The 18,070-nt window shown below is 43.7% G+C and carries 16 protein-coding genes; 10 read left to right on the top strand and 6 right to left on the bottom strand.

Annotated features, from left to right (window positions below; translation table 11 throughout):
• Positions 1-14 precede the first annotated feature (14 nt).
• Genes WCY03_RS06415 through WCY03_RS06400 form a run of 4 tightly spaced genes read right to left on the bottom strand, consistent with a single transcriptional unit; the run spans position 15 to position 3,749 of the window.
• A complete protein-coding gene (locus WCY03_RS06415; RefSeq protein ID WP_345991288.1) occupies positions 15-545 on the bottom strand; it encodes a DUF3299 domain-containing protein in 531 nt (176 codons plus the stop codon).
• Complete coding sequence (locus WCY03_RS06410; RefSeq protein ID WP_345991286.1) at positions 542-1,789, bottom strand: FtsX-like permease family protein; 1,248 nt, start codon at positions 1,787-1,789, stop codon at positions 542-544. Before WCY03_RS06410 ends, WCY03_RS06415 begins: the two co-directional genes overlap by 4 nt.
• The gene (locus WCY03_RS06405; RefSeq protein ID WP_345991283.1) at positions 1,786-2,469 is read right to left on the bottom strand and encodes an ATP-binding cassette domain-containing protein; all 684 of its coding nucleotides are present in this window, start codon (positions 2,467-2,469) and stop codon (positions 1,786-1,788) included. The genes WCY03_RS06410 and WCY03_RS06405 overlap by 4 nt, the downstream gene beginning before the upstream one ends.
• A 35-nt stretch (positions 2,470-2,504) precedes the next feature.
• Positions 2,505-3,749, bottom strand: a complete 1,245-nt coding sequence (locus WCY03_RS06400; RefSeq protein WP_345991281.1) for a GGDEF and EAL domain-containing protein — start codon at positions 3,747-3,749, stop codon at positions 2,505-2,507.
• Positions 3,750-3,979: 230 nt separating this feature from the next.
• Here WCY03_RS06400 and WCY03_RS06395 point away from each other — a divergent pair, with 230 nt between their 5' ends.
• A complete protein-coding gene (locus WCY03_RS06395; protein WP_345991279.1) occupies positions 3,980-4,813 on the top strand; it encodes a phosphate/phosphite/phosphonate ABC transporter substrate-binding protein in 834 nt (277 codons plus the stop codon).
• Between the two features lies 1 nt (position 4,814).
• Positions 4,815-7,160, top strand: coding sequence for a PAS domain S-box protein (locus WCY03_RS06390; protein WP_345991277.1), 2,346 nt, complete (start codon positions 4,815-4,817; stop codon positions 7,158-7,160).
• Here the strand turns inward: WCY03_RS06390 and WCY03_RS06385 are convergent.
• Entirely contained in the window at positions 7,157-9,697 is a 2,541-nt protein-coding gene (locus WCY03_RS06385; RefSeq protein ID WP_345991275.1) for a cation-translocating P-type ATPase, read from the bottom strand. The two genes, WCY03_RS06390 and WCY03_RS06385, sit on opposite strands and share 4 nt — an antisense overlap.
• A gap of 129 nt (positions 9,698-9,826) precedes the next feature.
• On the opposite strand from WCY03_RS06385, the gene WCY03_RS06380 reads away from it, so the two are divergent.
• The 8 genes from WCY03_RS06380 to WCY03_RS06345 all read left to right on the top strand — a co-directional run bounded on the left by WCY03_RS06380 (position 9,827) and on the right by WCY03_RS06345 (position 16,795).
• Entirely contained in the window at positions 9,827-10,252 is a 426-nt protein-coding gene (locus WCY03_RS06380; protein WP_345991273.1) for a CoA-binding protein, read from the top strand.
• Between the two features lie 9 nt (positions 10,253-10,261).
• A complete protein-coding gene (gene ilvA, locus WCY03_RS06375; protein ID WP_345991271.1) occupies positions 10,262-11,473 on the top strand; it encodes a threonine ammonia-lyase in 1,212 nt (403 codons plus the stop codon).
• 7 nt (positions 11,474-11,480) lie between these two features.
• Complete coding sequence (locus tag WCY03_RS06370; RefSeq protein WP_345991269.1) at positions 11,481-12,383, top strand: phosphatase; 903 nt, start codon at positions 11,481-11,483, stop codon at positions 12,381-12,383.
• A gap of 95 nt (positions 12,384-12,478) precedes the next feature.
• Complete coding sequence (locus tag WCY03_RS06365) at positions 12,479-14,173, top strand: acetolactate synthase large subunit (protein ID WP_345991267.1); 1,695 nt, start codon at positions 12,479-12,481, stop codon at positions 14,171-14,173.
• Positions 14,174-14,647, top strand: coding sequence for an acetolactate synthase small subunit (gene ilvN / locus WCY03_RS06360; RefSeq protein WP_345991266.1), 474 nt, complete (start codon positions 14,174-14,176; stop codon positions 14,645-14,647).
• 1 nt (position 14,648) lies between these two features.
• Positions 14,649-15,602 (top strand): UDP-3-O-(3-hydroxymyristoyl)glucosamine N-acyltransferase, encoded by a 954-nt coding sequence (lpxD, locus tag WCY03_RS06355; protein ID WP_345991264.1) that lies wholly within the window; start codon positions 14,649-14,651, stop codon positions 15,600-15,602.
• 3 nt (positions 15,603-15,605) lie between these two features.
• Positions 15,606-16,556 (top strand): UDP-3-O-(3-hydroxymyristoyl)glucosamine N-acyltransferase, encoded by a 951-nt coding sequence (gene lpxD / locus WCY03_RS06350; RefSeq protein WP_345991262.1) that lies wholly within the window; start codon positions 15,606-15,608, stop codon positions 16,554-16,556.
• A gap of 20 nt (positions 16,557-16,576) precedes the next feature.
• Complete coding sequence (locus tag WCY03_RS06345) at positions 16,577-16,795, top strand: hypothetical protein (RefSeq protein WP_345991260.1); 219 nt, start codon at positions 16,577-16,579, stop codon at positions 16,793-16,795.
• A gap of 47 nt (positions 16,796-16,842) precedes the next feature.
• Here WCY03_RS06345 and WCY03_RS06340 read toward each other — a convergent pair whose 3' ends face one another.
• Positions 16,843-18,009: a pyridoxal phosphate-dependent aminotransferase gene (locus WCY03_RS06340; protein WP_345991259.1), complete on the bottom strand. Its 1,167-nt coding sequence runs from the start codon at positions 18,007-18,009 to the stop codon at positions 16,843-16,845.
• Between the last annotated feature and the right edge of the window lie 61 nt (positions 18,010-18,070).

Below are 18,070 nucleotides of genomic sequence, written 5' to 3'. Positions count from 1 at the left end.
AAAAGAGTTTTTTCCTAAAGCCGCGGACGGACTTTCGTGATGCCGTCGTTTATGATAAACGAAGCGGTTCCGTTTGCGACTTTTGTATGTTTTAGCCTGATAGTACCCCAAACGGTAATATTCTCATAAGCATCTTCCATAAGGACTCCTTTGTCTTTTTTCGTCGTCACAAAGATAGTCTGGTTTGCAGGAGATGCAGGGACATGTATGCATGCCGCCTGATTGGGAAAGAACAGAAACTTGTTCACCGTTTCGCCGTCTATGTCGATGGGAACGATGTAGCCGGAGAGTTTTACCGTCTTGCCGTCTACGGCCTTGTTATTCCCGGCTTGTTTAAGCGCTTTTTGCATTTGTGCGTAAATAGCCTTTTCCTCTTTGCTTCCCTCTTTTACTTTTGAGACCTTCTGTTTATAAAAACTGACGATCTTAGCCTGATCAAAATTGGGATCGATAAGTTTTGACCAGTCGCTTAGTTCATATCCTGGCTCACTCGAACATGCACTAAGGATGACGATCAAAGAGGCAAGCAGGAATTTTTTTATCATATCTTCACCATCAGCCCGTCTTGAAGCGAGTTTTTGTAAGATCTAACGGCGGGGACCACACTGACGGCAACGGCGGAGACTATCATGACAAACAGCAAAGAGATCTCGTACATATCGGGCAGATAAGCGATCTGCAGGATTTCGTTCAAGAAGGAGTTGTTTATAAGTATCAGTGCCGCTAGAAGCATATTGCCGGCGATTATTCCGCTTGTGACGATGATAAAGGCTTCCATGGCAAAAAGAGAGAAGATCGCTTTGATGTTGGCTCCAAGACTTCTTAGTATCGCTATTTCGCGTCTTCTGTCGTTGAGTGTCGCGAGCATCGTGGATATCATCCCAAAAATCGCGGCTAAAAACACCATGCCCGATATCACACTTAGCATCTCCTGTATGTTCTTCATCAGTCTGTAAAGCTTAGAAAGCGCTTTTGCCGGGATGGCTGCTTTTAGATTTTCTCCCTTATAGTGTTCTATTTTGTCCGCCGTGTTTAAGATGTCGGTGCGGTTTTTTAAGCCTATGAGTATCCCGCTGATATGTTTGGGCTGTATGTGCATATTTTCAAGCTCTTTTGAAGAGATGTGCATATCTACGAAATGCCCGCTCTGCCACTCTATATGGATCGCTTCATCCGCTTTTAACTGAAAGAACACGCTTTGATCGTTAGGTGTGCCTGTGGGTTTTAGTATGCCGCATATATGAAAATCGCGGTTTTTATGCGCGTGTGCGTGTTTGCCGCTTGAGTGTGAGAGATGGATCGTCTCTCTTAGATGCAACCTTAACTCTTTTGCCACGTCACTGCCGACGACCACGTCGTAAAAATCTTTAAACTCGCCGCCTTTTGCAAATTCAAGCTCTTGTGACGAAGAGTATCTGTAGTATTTGAAGTAATCGTTCGTGGTGGATACGGCATCATAGCCTTTAAACGAGTCGCCGACAGAAAGAGGTACTGCCCATTTTACTTCGTCAAATTTCGAGATGGCCTGATACGAAGTGTAATCAACCTCTTTTAAAGGGTCTCCCAAGTGAAAGACAAGGTTTAATAGTATGTCCAAAGAGCCGTTGGGCGCGGCGACTATGAGATCGGTCTGGTTTATCGTGTTTAAAAAGTGTTCTTTTGAGGCTTTTGTCACCCTGTCTATACCCAAAAGAAGTACGACGCTAATAGCGATCGAGACGATGGAAAGAAAGACCGCCGTTTTTCTGTTGAGAATACTTTTAAAAGTGAGAAGCCATAATGTTTTCATTTTAGTGCCCTGTTGATATGGGAAAAATCATAGTGCGTTTTAAAGTAGGATGAAAGCGATCTGTCATGGCTTACAAAAAGAAGTGTAGAACCTTGTGCTTCCACCTGTGCAAAGAGCAGTTCCATAAACTTTTCTTTGCTGCTGCTATCAAGTGCGGAGGTAGGTTCGTCGGCAATGATGATCTTCGGGTTTCCGATAAGTGCGCGCGCGACGGCTACCCGCTGCTGTTCACCCACGCTCAGGTTCATAGCCGGGGTGTTGAGCAGTGCACTGGAGAGATTAAGCGCATCAAGCAGTCTTTTGATCTCGCCGTCGAGATCTTTTACATGCAGGTTTTTTTGTTTAGAAAATCCGCATGAGAGGGCGATGTTCTGCTTGACGTTCAGATAGGGCATAAGGTTGAATTGCTGAAAAACGGTTCCGTAGTTGTCGGCGCGAAATCTGTCTTTTTGCGATGCTTTTAGTTTTGAAAAATCGGTCTGAAGTATTTTTATATCACTGTGATCGGGTTCGATTATTCCGCACAAGACGTTTAAAAAAGTGGTTTTCCCGCTTCCGCTTTGTCCATGTATAAATATATGCTCGCCGCTCTTTATATGCAAGGGCATTATATCCAAGGTGTTTTTTTCATTTTGCGGATACTTAAATACACAAGATGCTATCTCTATAATATTGTTCAATCGCTTTTCTTCGTTTTGTGATACGCAAATTGTATCTAATTCGGGGTAAACACCGGTTTAGAAAAGTAATACCCTTGAAACATATCTATATCTGTGTTTTTGAGAATATCGTACACCTCTTTGCTGTGGACGAATTCTGCAACCACTTTGATGCCCATTTTATGGGAAAATGCGATTATTGCTTCTACCAGGGTAAGAGATTTGTTGTCGACATCCACTTTTTTAATCAGGCTCCCGTCTATCTTTATGATATCTGGCTGGCTTAAAAGGATCATCTCAAAATTCGAGAATCCGCTTCCAAAATCGTCAATGGCTATCTGTACGCCGTATTTTTTCACTTTATTGACAAACGAGAGCAGCAGCTGTGTATCTTCGACAAGCTCATTTTCCAAAATCTCGAACGTACACCGTTTTGCCACATCGGGATTATTTTGTAAAAACTTGTAAAGATCATGCATCAGCTCTTTATTTTTTATGTCATGGTATGCAAAGTTTATGGAAAACCGCTTTTGGCTGTTTTTTAACATCTCCAATGCTTTAAAGATGATGATCCTGGATAACTCATCATATCTTTTTGTCCGTACAGAGATATCTAGAAATTCCGTAGGTGATACGTAGATAAGATTTCCGTCTTTGTTTTGAACGAGACGCATCAAAACTTCATGTTTTATGATCTTTCCGCTCTTGTCGACGATAGGCTGAAAAAATGGGGTTATATTTTTGCTTTGGATCGCTTTTTTGATCTCATTGTTCCAGTAAATATAGCTTGAGAGGGTTTGGATGTTGTTTGTGATATTGGAGTAGGCGGAAAACTTGAGATAATTCTTTTTTGCGTATTGCAGAGCGCTGCCGGCTTGTTCAAGAAGCATATGGTCAGATGTTGCAAATCCGATGGTCACATGGATGTTTATAGTATCGTTTATGCTTTCCAGATAAAGATCATGATAGGCACAGTCGTCGATGATGGATTGTATATCGTCGTAGATATCCGTAATATCCATTTTGGCTTTATAGTCCAGCAGGGCGAACTCGTCGGATGTGACTCTGTACACCTCATAGCCTCTGGTTTTAGCGATCTTGCTTAAATACTCTGCCATTTCGATGAGTACTTTATCTCCGGATTTTATTCCGTACAAGTTATTGATCGAGTTAAAGTTGTCTATATCTATGAGGATCAGGTTCCCGATGCCCATATTTTTAATATTCTCCACTAAAGACGTTCTGTTGTTTAAATTGGTAAGAGAGTCTGTTTGCAAAGAAGAGATCTTTTTATCGTCCATATAACTTTTCCGGTTAAAAAATGGTTTACATGATAACAAAATTATTTGGTTATCCGGCTTTGCGCAAAGAGTACAAATAACGTAAATAAGAAAATAACCGAAAATAACGGGCAATTAAAGTTCTTTAAAGATAAATATTGCGATGATATATAAGGGTATGTTTACTCTATATCCCCGTTAATAGAGGAGTTGAAGATATTTATGAAAAAAAATTTAAAGATGTTTGATTTATGAGAAAAGATAGAAAAAGCCTGACGGTGAAATATATCCTTTTCGTTTTTTTAGCAAATCAGTTTTTGATAACCGATCTTTCAGCATTAACACTCGGAGTAGTGCCTCAGCAGAGCCCTTTTAAGCTCATGAAGGTATGGCTTCCCGTTGCCAGATATCTTGAGCAAAAAACGGGTGAAAAAGTCATCTTGAAGATCGAACGCTCGATACCTGTATTTGAAAAAGTTTTATATGAGGGCGGATACGATCTGGCGTATATGAGCCCGTATCATTACATTCAAGCCAATAAAAAACAGAGCTATAAAGCGGTAATAAGGGATTCAAAAGATATCGTCGGCATCTTGGTAGTTAATAAAAAGAGCAAGATAAAAGATGTTTGGATGGTAGATGAAAAAACGTTTCTCTTTCCGACTTCCGATGCTTTTGCTTCTACCTTGCTTACCAAATACGAGCTGCTCAAAAACTATAATATCGACGTAGACGCTCAAGGAAAATTCCGTTATGTTAATTCTCACGATTCCGTTTACAAAGGTGTGGCCCGCGGTGTCGGTGATGTCGGCGGCGGAATAGAGAGAACTTTTAACAATCTGGGCGATAAAGAGACCAAAAACTCTTTAAAGATATTGTATAGGACAAAGAAATATCCGAGCCATCCTTTTGCCTGCAAGCCTTCGATGTCCAAAAAAGTAAGAAAAAAGTTTGTATCGGCACTGCTTGGCATGCCCAAAAAGCTTCTGGATTCGCTTAGTATGAAAAAAATGATAAAAACGGATGATGCCGAGTATGACGTCGTAAGAGACGTGATCAAAAAATTAAGATTAGAGAAAAATTGATATGAAATTGTCTTTTAAATACAGGTTCATCCTCTCTTTTGTAACGATAGAAGCGATATTTATCTCATTGATCGTTTCTTTTAACTTTTCGACGTTGGATTATCTTTCGAAATCTTTGATCAAAGACAAGATAGAAGCTTCCAGCCGGCTCTTTACAGAACTGGTCAAAACACCGCTCGTAGTATATGATCTTGCGACCCTTGATAATGCGGTTGAAAGTTTTGCTGAAATTAAAGATATCGTTGCGGTCAAAATCTTTGATGGTCAAGGCAGACTCATCTCACATCTGCATGATGATATCCCGACGTATAAACATATTTTTAGAAACAATATCTCAAATATAGAAATAGACGACAGAACATTCAGACTTGATAACCTGCCGATCAAAATAAACGAGAAGAATATCGGCACCGCAAAGATCATATTTGAAGTCACGGACAGTATAGAAGCCATAGAAAACAACAGAAACCTAACCTTTTTTCTTGTTTTTATAGAGATATTGCTGAGCATGATCATCGCCTATGTGGTAGGGCACAGATTGACCCGCTCGTTAAATATATTGACCGCATCCGCAGAAAAGATAGCTCAGGACGATCAGATCATCATTCCCAACGTCGGAAGAAAAGGGGATGAGATATATATCCTCTCCAACACTCTGCATATCATGCAGCAACGCATAGCCGAGAGAAACGGCAATCTTAAGGAACTGCTAAACAAAGTGCAAGACTCCTCCGCATTGCTGCAAAAAGAGAGAGATTTTCATATGGCGCTGCTCGATCATGCCGGCAGTATAATCATCGTAATGAACACTAAGGGTGAGATAGTCCTCAGCAACAAAGCCGTACAGGATTTGACGGGATATACGCAAAAAGAGATTGAAGGAAAAGTAGCTTGGGAGATGTTCATACCACAAGATATCCGTCCGAAGGTCAAAGAGGTGTTCAATAACCTTGTCGCAGGTGATTTTCCCAACTCGCATGAGAACGTCTGGATCGTAAAAGACGGCGCACATGTACCTTTTGCATGGTCGAACTCCTGTCTTACGGATGAAAACGGAGATATAGAGTATATCATAGCCGTAGGTATAGATATGACCGAAAGAAATAAAAGAGAACAGACCATCAAAGCACTTTTGAACTCTCCTGTCGTTTCCATCATTCTTATAACCATTAACGAGACCATCGTGGAGATAAATGAAATAGCGGCTAAACGCCTAAAGAACACGGTGGAAAGCTTGAAAGGGAAAAAACTCTTTGATTATACTTCGGATAAGAGTTCGCTTATAAGAGGAGAATATATTAATAAACTTATTGTGACCAAAAAGCCTGTTATGTATGAGGAAAAATTAGAAGAAAATACTTTTAAAAACCATCTCTATCCGATATTTGACAATGACGGGAACCTAGAACAGATATCTATCTTCTCGCACGATGTTACGATAGTTAAAAAGGCGCAAAAAGAGCTGGACAAATATATCAAACTCGTCGATGAGAACGTTCTTATATCCCATACGGATGTAAAAGGGATCACCACAAGCGTAAGTAAAGCGTTTTGCAAGATAACAGGCTACTCGGCTAAAGAACTGATAGGAAAAGAGTACAACATCATAAGACATCCGGATATGCCCGCTTCCATATATGAAAATATGTGGAGCACCATTCAACAGGGCAAAGTCTGGCGCGGTGAGATAAAAAATAAAAGCAAAGACGGTATGGCTTACTGGGTCGAGACAAATATATATCCCGATTTTGACGAAGAGGGCGATATCATAGGGTATAACGCGATCCGTCAGGATATTACGAATAAAAAGCTGATAGAAGAGCTGTCTATTACGGACCCTTTGACAAAACTTTACAACAGACGCTATTTCGATGATATCTTCGATAAAGAGATAAAAAGGGTAAAAAGAGATAAAAAAATATTTTGTCTGCTCTTTTTGGATGTGGACAGCTTCAAGATGTATAACGATACGTACGGGCACCAAATGGGAGACGATGTGCTTATCAGCATCGGCAGGGTGTTAAAAGAGGATATGAGAAGGTCGGGCGATTATGCGTTTAGAATAGGCGGTGAAGAGTTTGGCGCGATATACAGCGTCGAGGACGAAAAGAGCGTATATGATATTGCCGAAAAGATACGCGGATCGATAGAGAGTGAAAACATCGAGCATAAGGCAAATACGGCTGCACCGCATGTGACCGTTTCAATAGGGGTCGTCTTTATAGATTTCGGTAAAAATAAAAACACCGTCAGTGACAAAACAGCCTTTTACAAGCATGTCGACGAGCTGCTTTACAGAGCGAAAGCAAAAGGAAAGAACAACGTAGTAATAGAGGAGATGATCTAATCTCCTTTTGTATTTTTTAACCCTAAAGAGTTTGAAAAATGCAGCAGAAACAGCCAGGCTCCGTTGCTCAAAAAAAGGAAAAGAGCAGCAAGAAGTATGGAGGCTTCGATCGGCGAAAAGCGCATGATCTCCCGGAGCGCCGGTATAAAGATGATGCTCGCGAGGATGAGTGCCACGCCACCGAACATAAAGATCATCCAAGGATTGTGCTCTCTTGCATACGATTTTACCGTATATGTCAGTGTACGGTTTGCCAATATCAAGAAAAAGAGCGTTAAGACAAAAGAGATGAAGATGCTCATGCGGATAGCCGCATCGTTCCACTGCATCTGCTGAAGCAAAGCATCTCCCGCCATCAGTATAAATGCGATACCGCCTCCCTGCATCAGAGCATGTTTTACGTTTTTTATTGAGAAAGGGCTTTCACCGATCCTTCGCGGAGGACGTTTCATGATATCGGCGGCGGCGGGTTCGGATTCAAAGACGATAGAGCAGGCGGGGTCGATGAGAAGCTGTAGCAATACGATATGTGCGGGCATCAAAAGGATGGGCCATTGAAGCAGTGCCGGCAAAAGAGTGAGCATGATGATAGGCAGGTGCACGGCAAACGCGAAGCGCGTGGCTTTTGTTATGTTGTCGTAGATGCGTCTTCCTTGTGCAACGGCGTCGGTAATGCTTGCAAAGCTGTCGTCGAGCAGGACAAGCGATGCCGATTCTCTGGCGACGTCCGTGCCTCTTTGTCCCATGGCGATGCCTACGTTTGAGGCTTTAAGTGCAGGTGCATCGTTGACGCCGTCACCCGTCATTGCGACTATTTCGCCAGAATCTTGGAGTACCTGCACAAGTCTGAGTTTATGTTCGGGCCGCATGCGTGCGCAGATCGCAGTTTCTTTCAAGCGCTCTTTTAAAGTATCGTCATCAAGAGTCTCTATCTCGTCGCCCAGAATGATCCCGCTATCTTTAGATAAACCGGCTTGCGCGGCTATTGCTCCTGCTGTCATGGGGTGATCGCCAGTGAGCATAAGTACTTTTATGCCGGCGTCTTGACATGTCTTAACGGCTTTTGGCACCTCTTCGCGTAACGGGTCGATAAAGCCGATGAGACCTAAAAAAGTGAAATCGAAATCATGCTGGCTTTTGGGCCAGTTTTGGTCTTGATCTTTTTTTCGCCACTCTCCGCGGGCCACTCCAAGCACACGAAGCCCGCGCTGCGCCATCGCTTCTACTCTTTGTTCGATATCTTCGAGCTCATCCTTTGGCAGGTGGCACAGATCAGCCACGGCTTCGGGTGCGCCTTTTGTCGCAAGCATATAAAGCGAAGGATCTGAAGTTGAGAGTACGCGTGTCATTGCAAGTATTTCGGCACAGAGCTCATACTCAAAATCGGGGATGCTGTTGTCATGGATATGTTCGGTGCCGCTTAGAAGTTCGCGTCCAAAAGAGTGGATAGCCTTTTCCATAGGATCAAAAGGATTGGCAGGAGTAGCGAGCATCGCGAATTCCACCAGAGAGTGAAACTTTTCTTCGAGCTTTTTTTGCGAAGAGGAGATGAAAGATGCATCGTCAACGGAGAGTTCCGCCACCTGCATAGAGTTTTGTGTCAATGTTCCCGTCTTATCCGCTGCAAGAACCGTGATGGTGCCTAAAGCTTCGACGGCGGCGATATCACGGGTAAGTACGTTTATCTTAGAGATGCGCCAAGCGCCAAGCGCCAGAAAGACCGTGAGTATGACGGTTATCTCTTCTGGAAGTATCGCCATCGCCAAAGTGATGCCCGAAAGGATGCTCTGTAAAAACGAATGCTGGTTTAAAAGCCAGTTGACAAGTACCAAAACAAATACCGTCGCAAAAGCGATCATTACGAGATTTTTAACGATGATACGCGAGGATATCTGTAGACCGGAAGCCGTATCGTATGTGGTTAAAAGAGATTTGCCTATCTGTCCTACGGCCGTATCGTTTCCCGTCAGTTCTGCGATCGCCGTTGCACAGCCTTTTGTTATGACGGTGCTTGCAAAGATCTTTGACGTTTTACTCTCACCGTCCGTATCCGCCGTTTTGCCAAGAGGTATGGACTCTCCGGTAAGAAGCGACTCATCTACAAAGATCTGTCCTTCAACAAGCCTGCCGTCAGCCGCAATGCGATCCCCTTCATGCAGTACGAGCAGGTCGCCGGGAACGACCTTCTGACCTGCAATGCGTATCTCTTTGCCGTCGCGTATCACTAACGCTCTGGGTGCCGAAAGATCTCGCAGAGACTCCAAAGCGCGTTCGGTCTTATGCGCTTGTATGAGGGTAATGCCTATAACCACGAACACAAAAACGAGTAAAAATAGAGCTTCGGCAAGATCGCCTAGAAGAAGATAGATGCCGCCCGCACTCAGCAGCATCAAGAACATAGGCTCGCCCAGTACGCCGATGATAATGGAGAGTAGACTTTTAGGACTGCTTTGGGCAGAAATATTGGGACCGTATTTTTTTAAGCGCAATTCGGCTTCGGCCGAACTAAGCCCGATATTTTTGACCTTTTCGCTCATACGTCCTTCCTTGTATGTCAAGAGTACAAGTGTAACTCTATTTTTCTTAAAGTTTATCGATTCCTTTGCCGTTTTTGGATACAATCCATTTTAAAATAAACTATATGACATATACAAGAAGGATGCGGTATGGAGTGTGAATTTCCGAGTATAAACTCAAGCCAAGAGGATATAAGAGAGATTTTTTCAAATGTAAAAAATATCGCCGTCATCGGTCTTTCACCCGATGCAGGTAAAGACAGCCACCGTGTCGCGGCATATCTGCAAAATTGCGGATACAAGATAATTCCCGTTTATCCAAAGGGCGAGACTATTCTCGGCGAAACGGTATACAGATCTTTAAAAGAGATACCTTTTGCAGTCGATATGGTCGATATTTTCCGTAAAGCCGATGCTCTTGGCGCCATAGCAGACGCCTGCATCGAGCGCGGCGACGTCAAGGTTTTCTGGTCGCAGATCGGTATAGTAAATAATGCCGCGGCTAAAAAAGCGCAGGATGCCGGTATGAAAGTAGTTCAAAATCAATGTGCGATGGTAGACCACCGCAATCTATAGGAAAAGAGTTTGTTAGATATAAATAAAATATACGAAGCAAGAGAACGTATAAGGGATGTCGTAGTAAATACGCCGTTCTCATATGCTCCGTACTTAAGTGAAGCATCGGGCTGTGAGGTCTACTTGAAAAAAGAAAATCTTCAAGTCACGGGCGCGTTTAAGATACGCGGTGCATACAACAAGATAGCCTCTTTGAGCGATGAACAAAGAGCAAGCGGGGTCGTGGCTTCGAGTGCGGGAAATCATGCTCAGGGCGTGGCGTTTTCGGCTCAAAAATTCGGTATCAAAGCGACTATCGTTATGCCGGATTCGACGCCTCTTACAAAAATAAACGGGGTCAAACATTACGGTGCGCAGGTCATTCTTGCGGGATCGAATTACGATGAAGCATATGCTTATGCTCTTAAATACGGAGCGGAGAACTCCTTAGTGTTCGTCCATCCTTTTGAAGACGATGAAGTGATGGCGGGACAGGGAACCGTCGCTTTGGAGATCCTGGAACAGGCAAAAGAGCTGGATGCCGTTTTGATTCCCGTCGGCGGCGGCGGGCTTATCTCGGGTATGGCAAAGGCTTTTAAAGCATTAAATCCGGATATTCAAGTCATCGGAGTAAGCGCAAAAGGCGCGCCCGCACTGAAAAACTCTTATGAGTTGGGGCGTCCGGTGGATTCTATTTCTGTAAGAACCATTGCCGATGGTATTGCAGTAAGGGATTGTTCTGCCGTTACCCTCGGATACATCATGGAGAGTGTGGACAAGTTTATAACCGTGGACGACGAAGAGATCGCAAGCGCGATTTTGTACCTTTTGGAACGTCAAAAACTGGTTGTCGAAGGTGCCGGAGCCGTTGGCGTGGCGGCACTTTTGCATAACGAGCTTCCCGAGTTGAAAGACAAAAAAGTAGCGGTCGTGTTAAGCGGCGGAAATATGGACGTCACGCTGCTTTCGGTCATCATCGAAAAGGGTCTCATAAAATCAAGCCGCAAGATGAAGCTGACGGTGACTCTTGTCGATAAACCGGGTTCACTGATGAGACTGACGGAGATACTCAAAGAGCTCAATGCCAATATCGTGCATATCTCTTATGACAGGACATCCATCTCACTTGATTACGGGGATGCAAACGTGACCATCCATCTTGAAACGAAGGGTGAAGAGCATCAAGAGCAGATCATATCCGTCTTGCAAAAAGAGGGATATCTGAGCAGATATATAAACTAAAACCCATATGATAGCCATAGATCTGGGTTCGAACACTCTTAGATGTATCACTTACGATTGTGATACAAAAGAGTGGGGCGAAGAGTATGAAGCCATTGTCAAAACTGCAGAAAACCTGCATGTAAACAAAACTATCAATGAAAATGCCCTAAAAAGGGTCATAGACGCCATTAAAAAGGCTCAAGACAAGCTTGATTTTGCATCTCATGAGGTATGCGCGGTAACGACCGAAGCGATGCGCCAGGCGCTCAATTCGGATGCCGTTTTAAAAGAGATATATGTTAAAACGGGATTGAAATTTGAGATCATAGACGGCGATAAAGAAGCAAGATATACGACAAAAGCCGTGAAAAACAGACTCGACATCCTGGCTTTGCCCTCGTCATCGTTTGCACTTGTAGATATAGGCGGCGGTTCGACGGAGATAATTTTTTACGACAACGGAATCATTACCTCCAAAAGCTTTAATATAGGGATAGTCACGCTTACGGATATCTCGGGGAACACACTGGAGATACAAAGCAATCTTGAAAAGCTTTTGATCCCCGTAAAAGAGTATATAAACTCTTATTATAAAATGCATAAAAAGCCCGATATTTTTGTTCAGACGGCGGGTACGCCGACCACCATCGCAGGGTACCTGCAAGGGATGAATTACAACTCTTACGATCCGACAAAAATAAACGGCTACAAGCTCGATGTACAGGGCTGTAAAAAGGTGATGAACGAACTTCTTGATATGGAGGATGCAAAAAGATCTTTTTACGTCGGAGTAGGACGAGAGGACCTCATAATCTCGGGGATAATCATAGTTGAAAAGCTCTACGAAGCTCTGGGGTATGAAAGCTCCGTCGTGATCGATGACGGGCTTAGAGAGGGGATAGCACTTTCCTCTTGCGAAAAAGTGTGATAAATAAACACTTAAAATAGATAAAATTAAGCAAATTTAACCTAATATATAGCTCTTTATCTATATAATTAGCGAATTTTTAAAAAGGAGACGATATGCAGATTAGTGGCGCACAGATGGTCATTGAAGCATTGATCGCTGAAGAAGTTGATACAATATTCGGTTATCCGGGTGGCGCGATCATGAACGTCTATGATGAGATATACAAACAAAACTCTTTTAAACATATTTTGACTCGTCATGAACAAGCTGCCGTCCATGCGGCAGAAGGTTATTCAAAGGCCAGCGGTAAAGTCGGTGTGGCGATGATCACAAGCGGACCTGGATTTACCAATGCCGTCACGGGTCTTGCGGATGCGTATATGGACTCCGTTCCTTTAGTCGTTATCAGCGGACAGGTTCCTATGAGCCTTATCGGTACGGATGCATTTCAAGAGATCGATGCGGTCGGGATCAGCCGTTCTTGTACAAAACACAACTATCTTGTTACCGATGCCGCTGATCTGCCTCGCGTCTTAAAAGAGGCTTTTTATATCGCACGTACAGGCCGTCCGGGTCCTGTTCATGTCGATATTCCAAAAGACGTAACCGCGCAGATAGCAAAGTTCGATTATTCAAAAGAGGTCGATATCGAGACCTATAAGCCGACAACCAAAGGCAATACCAGACAGATAAAAAAAGCTGTCGATGCGATAAAAAATGCGAAACGTCCGCTGTTTTATTTGGGCGGTGGTATCATAAATTCGAATGCTTCTGAAGAGGTTAGAAAGCTGGTTAAAAACACCGGAATTCCCGCTGTTGAGACATTTATGGCACGCGGTACGCTCAAGTACGACGATCCTCTTTTGATCTCGATGCTGGGTATGCACGGAAGCTATGCGGCAAATATGGCTATGAGCGAAACAGATCTGGTCATCGGTTTGGGGGCAAGATTTGACGACCGCGTTACGGGAAAACTGAGCGAGTTTGCAAAAGGTGCGAAGATCATCCATGTGGATATCGATCCTGCGAGTATATCCAAACTTGTCAATGCCGATTTTCCGATAGTAGGAGATATCAAGCATGTTGTTAAAAGTATGCTCGATATTGCCAAGACGACCATAGACAAAGAGCGTTATACTCCTTGGCTGGATACGATTGCGAACTTTAACAAGCTTCATCCTCTTTCGTTTAAAGAGGACAGCGAAGACTTGAAACCGCAATGGGTCATTAAAAGAGTAGGCGAGACGCTCGGTGATAACGCAAATATTTCGACGGATGTCGGGCAGCATCAGATGTGGACGGCTCAGTTTTATCCGTTTTCACGCCCGCGTCAGTTCATAAGCTCCGGCGGTCTTGGGACAATGGGATTCGGCTTTCCTGCGGCAGTAGGTGTTAAAGCTGCCGATCCGAAGCGGATAAGTGTCAATTTTACGGGTGACGGTTCGATACTTATGAACATTCAGGAACTGATGACTGCAGTTGAGCAGAAACTGCCGGTCATCAATATCATCCTCAATAACAACTATCTTGGGATGGTTCGCCAATGGCAGACGCTTTTTTACAATAAACGCCACTCCGAGACGGATCTCTCCATGCAGCCGGATTTCGTAAAGCTTGCGGAGGCTTTTGGCGGAGTAGGCTACAGAGTAAGTACGAAAGAGGAGTTCGATGCGGCACTCAAAGATGCGATTGAGAAGAACGTGGTCGCTTTTATCGACGTAAAAGTCCACAGATTGGAGAACGTTATGCCGATGGTCCCATCGGGCGGTTCACTGTTTAATATGATGTTAGAGTATAAGGAGAAGTAAATGGAAGCAGCAGAAAGACGTGTAATCTCGGTTATCGTGATAAACGAAGCCAGCGTGCTGTCTCGTATTACAGACCTTTTCTCGGGACGCGGTTATAACATTACGTCTCTCACAGTAGCGCCGATACCAGAGAGCAGATACTCCCGTCTTACGATAGTTACCTCGGGTTCGGTACGCGTGATAGAACAGATCACAAAACAGCTTCATAAGCTCATACCGGTTTTAAAGGTTATCGAACACGCCGATCTGGTAGAAAAAGAGATGGCGCTCGTTAAATTCCCGATCACGGAAAATCTGGCAGATATATCCGCTCTTTGTTCGGCCTATAACGGAAACATAGTCAACGTAAGCGAAGAGGTGATCATTACAATGGTCGCAGACGAGCCAAAAAGAGTCGATTACTTTTTGTCTGCCATCAAACGTTTTCATCCAAAAGAGATAGTCAGAAGCGGTGCAGTCGCACTAGAGCGTTGATATGTTGCTGTCTGACATAGCCGAGGCTCTTGCTTGCAAACACAGCGGAGAAGATGTCGAGATAACATCCATGAACAATCTTACGGATGCCATGATCGGTCAGCTAAGCTTCGCCGAACATAAAAAATACGCGACCGATCTAAAGAACTCCAATGCTTCGGCATTTTTGATACCTTCCTCTTTGATCGGGAGTCTGCCGCAAAACTCTTCATATATCGTTTGCGACAACGTTTCTCTTCAAATGGCGTACGCCACAAAACTTTTTGCTCCCAAAAAGATAGATTTCAACGCACCCGATCCTGTTTTCGGCGAAGGAAGCTATGTCGATAAGAGAGCCAATGTCGAAAACGGAGTGGTCATCGGCAAAAACTGCACGATAATGGCAGGCGTGTATCTCGGCTCTCATGTACAAGTGGGCGACAATACGACGCTTTATGCCAATACCACGGTATATCGCGACTGTCGTATAGGGAGTGACTGTATTATCCACAGCGGAGCTGTCGTAGGTGCGGACGGATTCGGGTTTTCACATACCGCCGCGGGCGAGCATGTCAAGATATACCAAAACGGAAACGTGATCATCGAAGACGATGTGGAGATCGGCGCAAACTGTGCCATAGACAGAGCGGTATTTGGTTCTACGCGTATAAAAAAAGGTGTAAAGCTGGATAATTTCATCCATATAGGGCATAACTGCGAGATCGGCGAATACAGCCTTTTTGTGGCGCAATCGGGTGTAGGCGGCTCCACAAAACTCGGACGCAATTGTGTTGTAAGCGGACAGAGCGCATTTACGGATCATCTGGATATCGCGCCTTTTTCTACTTTTACCGCAAGAAGCGGGATAACAAAATCGATAAAAGAGCCCAAAGGTGTCTGGAGCGGATATCCTCTTATGCCTCACAAGGAGTGGATGAAGCTTCAAAGCAAGATAGCAAAACTGATAAAAGAGTAACAAATGGATATAAAAGAGATAGCAAAACTTATAGGTATCGATTACAATGGAGCATCATTTGAAGTTACAGGTATAAATACTTTAAAAGATGCAACTTCTTCACAAATCTCATTTGTGACAAATTCAAAATATTTTAAAGATGTCGAAAATTCTCAAGCGGGAGCGATCATAGTCGATAAAGCGACTGTAGATAGCGTTCCGCGCCATGCCATCGCTTTGATAGTAGACGAACCCTATCTTATGATGGCAAAAATCACAAAATACTTCGCACCGGATATCGAAGATGAAGATGCACCAAAAGCAGTAATAGGCGAGGGCACGAAAGTTTCTCCCAAAGCCGAGATAGCAAACGGTGCCGTTGTGGGTAAAAACTGTACTATAATGGCAAACGTCTATATCGGAAGCGGCTGTATCGTCGGTGATAACACCATCTTGTACCCTGGTGTCGTCGTGTACCGCGATTGTAAAATAGGCAGCGACTGCATCATCCATGCCAATACGACTATCGGAAGCGACGGATTCGGTTTTGCGACGAACAAAAGAGGCGAGCACACAAAGATATACCAAAACGGTAATGTCGTGATAGAAAACGATGTGGAGATAGGTAGTTCTACTACCATAGACAGAGCGGCTTTTACTACGACGCTTATCAAAAAAGGGGTTCGTATAGACAATCTTGTCCAGATCGGACATAACAGTGAGATAGGCGAGTACAGCGTCCTTGTCTCGCAAACGGGAATAGCCGGATCTTCAAAACTCGGACGAAATGTGGTCATGGGCGGTCAGAGTGCAACTTCGGGGCATTTGGAGATAGCGCCTTTTACTACCCTTGCAGCAAGAAGCGGAGTGAGCAAATCCATAAAAGAGAGCGGAAAGACGTTTGCAGGCTTTCCTTTGATGGATCATAAAATGTGGTTGAAACTTCAAGGAAAATTGGCTAGACTTATAAAATAAAACTATAAAAAGGTGCTAATATGTCTCAAAACACGATAGAAACGACGATACACTTACACGGTACGAACAAAGGCGTAATATCCGTATCCAAGATAGAGGAACCTTACGGTGCAGGCAGCGGTACTGTTGCAAGCATAGGAATATCCTTGGCAGGCATAGCGAGCGAACCGGATTGGAAGGTTCATATCCCTTTAGAAAATTTAAATGAAGTTATAGAAGCACTTACGAAGTTAAAGTAGATGCGAAACTTCTTACACGCACATCTTTGCATGTAAGAAAAAAAAGATTATCGGAGAGTCTTTACGAACTCTTCGATGCGTTTGATACCCTCTCTTATACTCTCGATATCCGTGGCAAAACTAAATCTGAAATACCCCTCGCTGCCAAAGCCGACGCCCGGAACGACTGCAACACCTGTTTTTTCCAAAAGATCTTTTGAAAACTGCAGGGAATTATTGCTTACCTCTTTGATATTTACGAAAAGGTAAAAGGCACCTGCGGGTGATAATACCGAAAGTCCCTCGATTGCATTAAACAGTTTTACTGCTTCGTCACGGCGTTTTTTGAACTCGATTCTCATCATCTCTATATCTTTGTCCGCACTTCCGTCAAGACCGGTGATGGCGGCTTTTTGAGTGATTGAGTTGATATTTGACGTACTTTGGCTTTGAAGTGTTTTAGTCGCTTTTACGATATCTTCACGATATGCGGCCATATAACCAAAACGCCATCCCGTCATTGCAACGGATTTACTCAGACCGTTGATCGTTATCGTACGTTTGAACATATCTTCACTTACCGCCGCAGATGAAGTGAACTCTCCGTCGTAGATCAGTTTTTCATACATCTCGTCACTTGCTACGATGATATCGGTTCCTTCTAATATTTTGCCAAGAGCACTTAGTTCCTCTCTTGTGTAAACCGAACCTGTCGGGTTTGAAGGAGAGGTAATGACGATCATTTTTGTTTTTGGCGTGATAGCATCTTTAAGCTGCTGGGGAGTCATCTTAAAGCCCGAAGTATCGTCTGTCATGATCTCGATAGGAGTTCCCCCGCAGTACTTTACAAGTTCGGGATACGTAACCCAGTACGGAGCAGGAATGATCACTTCGTCTCCCTCTTCTACGATTGCGGAGAAAAGGTTAAAAAGAGAGTGTTTTGCACCGTTGTTTACAATCACTTGAGAGGGTTTGTATGTCAGAGAATTTTCTCTTTGAAGCTTGTCTATGATCGCTTGTTTGAGGGCAGGTATACCGTCGACTGCGGTATATTTGGTAAAACCGTCGTTTATAGCTTTTATAGCTGTGTTTTTTATGACCTGCGGAGTATCGAAGTCCGGTTCGCCGGCAGAAAAACTCAAAATATCTTTTCCCTGCGCTTTTAGCTCCTGTGCAAGGTTGGATACGGCGATAGTGATAGACTCAGATAGGGCATTTATACGTTTAGTAAGCATGGTTATACCTTAGGTGAAATAAATTGTGAAATTATACCAAAAATATTTAGTCTGTTGAGAG

This window comes from Sulfurimonas sp. HSL-1716 (assembly GCF_039645975.1).
Taxonomy (GTDB): domain Bacteria; phylum Campylobacterota; class Campylobacteria; order Campylobacterales; family Sulfurimonadaceae; genus Hydrocurvibacter; species Hydrocurvibacter sulfurireducens.
The sequence above is the reverse complement of the archived record's forward strand: the minus strand, read 5'-3'. Positions and strand labels throughout refer to the sequence as shown.

Excerpts from the sequence above, each read along its gene's own strand:
- WCY03_RS06395 (WP_345991279.1), top strand. The coding sequence starts at position 3,980 with ATGAGAAAAGATAGAAAAAGCCTGACGGTGAAATATATCCTTTTCGTT.
- WCY03_RS06390 (WP_345991277.1), top strand. The coding sequence starts at position 4,815 with ATGAAATTGTCTTTTAAATACAGGTTCATCCTCTCTTTTGTAACGATA.
- WCY03_RS06365 (WP_345991267.1), top strand. The coding sequence starts at position 12,479 with ATGCAGATTAGTGGCGCACAGATGGTCATTGAAGCATTGATCGCTGAA.
- WCY03_RS06415 (WP_345991288.1), bottom strand. The coding sequence starts at position 545 with ATGATAAAAAAATTCCTGCTTGCCTCTTTGATCGTCATCCTTAGTGCA.
- WCY03_RS06345 (WP_345991260.1), top strand. The coding sequence starts at position 16,577 with ATGTCTCAAAACACGATAGAAACGACGATACACTTACACGGTACGAAC.
- WCY03_RS06400 (WP_345991281.1), bottom strand. The coding sequence starts at position 3,749 with ATGGACGATAAAAAGATCTCTTCTTTGCAAACAGACTCTCTTACCAAT.
- WCY03_RS06380 (WP_345991273.1), top strand. The coding sequence starts at position 9,827 with ATGGAGTGTGAATTTCCGAGTATAAACTCAAGCCAAGAGGATATAAGA.
- ilvN (WP_345991266.1), top strand. The coding sequence starts at position 14,174 with ATGGAAGCAGCAGAAAGACGTGTAATCTCGGTTATCGTGATAAACGAA.
- WCY03_RS06410 (WP_345991286.1), bottom strand. The coding sequence starts at position 1,789 with ATGAAAACATTATGGCTTCTCACTTTTAAAAGTATTCTCAACAGAAAA.
- WCY03_RS06370 (WP_345991269.1), top strand. The coding sequence starts at position 11,481 with ATGATAGCCATAGATCTGGGTTCGAACACTCTTAGATGTATCACTTAC.
- lpxD (WP_345991264.1), top strand. The coding sequence starts at position 14,649 with ATGTTGCTGTCTGACATAGCCGAGGCTCTTGCTTGCAAACACAGCGGA.
- lpxD (WP_345991262.1), top strand. The coding sequence starts at position 15,606 with ATGGATATAAAAGAGATAGCAAAACTTATAGGTATCGATTACAATGGA.
- WCY03_RS06340 (WP_345991259.1), bottom strand. The coding sequence starts at position 18,009 with ATGCTTACTAAACGTATAAATGCCCTATCTGAGTCTATCACTATCGCC.
- WCY03_RS06385 (WP_345991275.1), bottom strand. The coding sequence starts at position 9,697 with ATGAGCGAAAAGGTCAAAAATATCGGGCTTAGTTCGGCCGAAGCCGAA.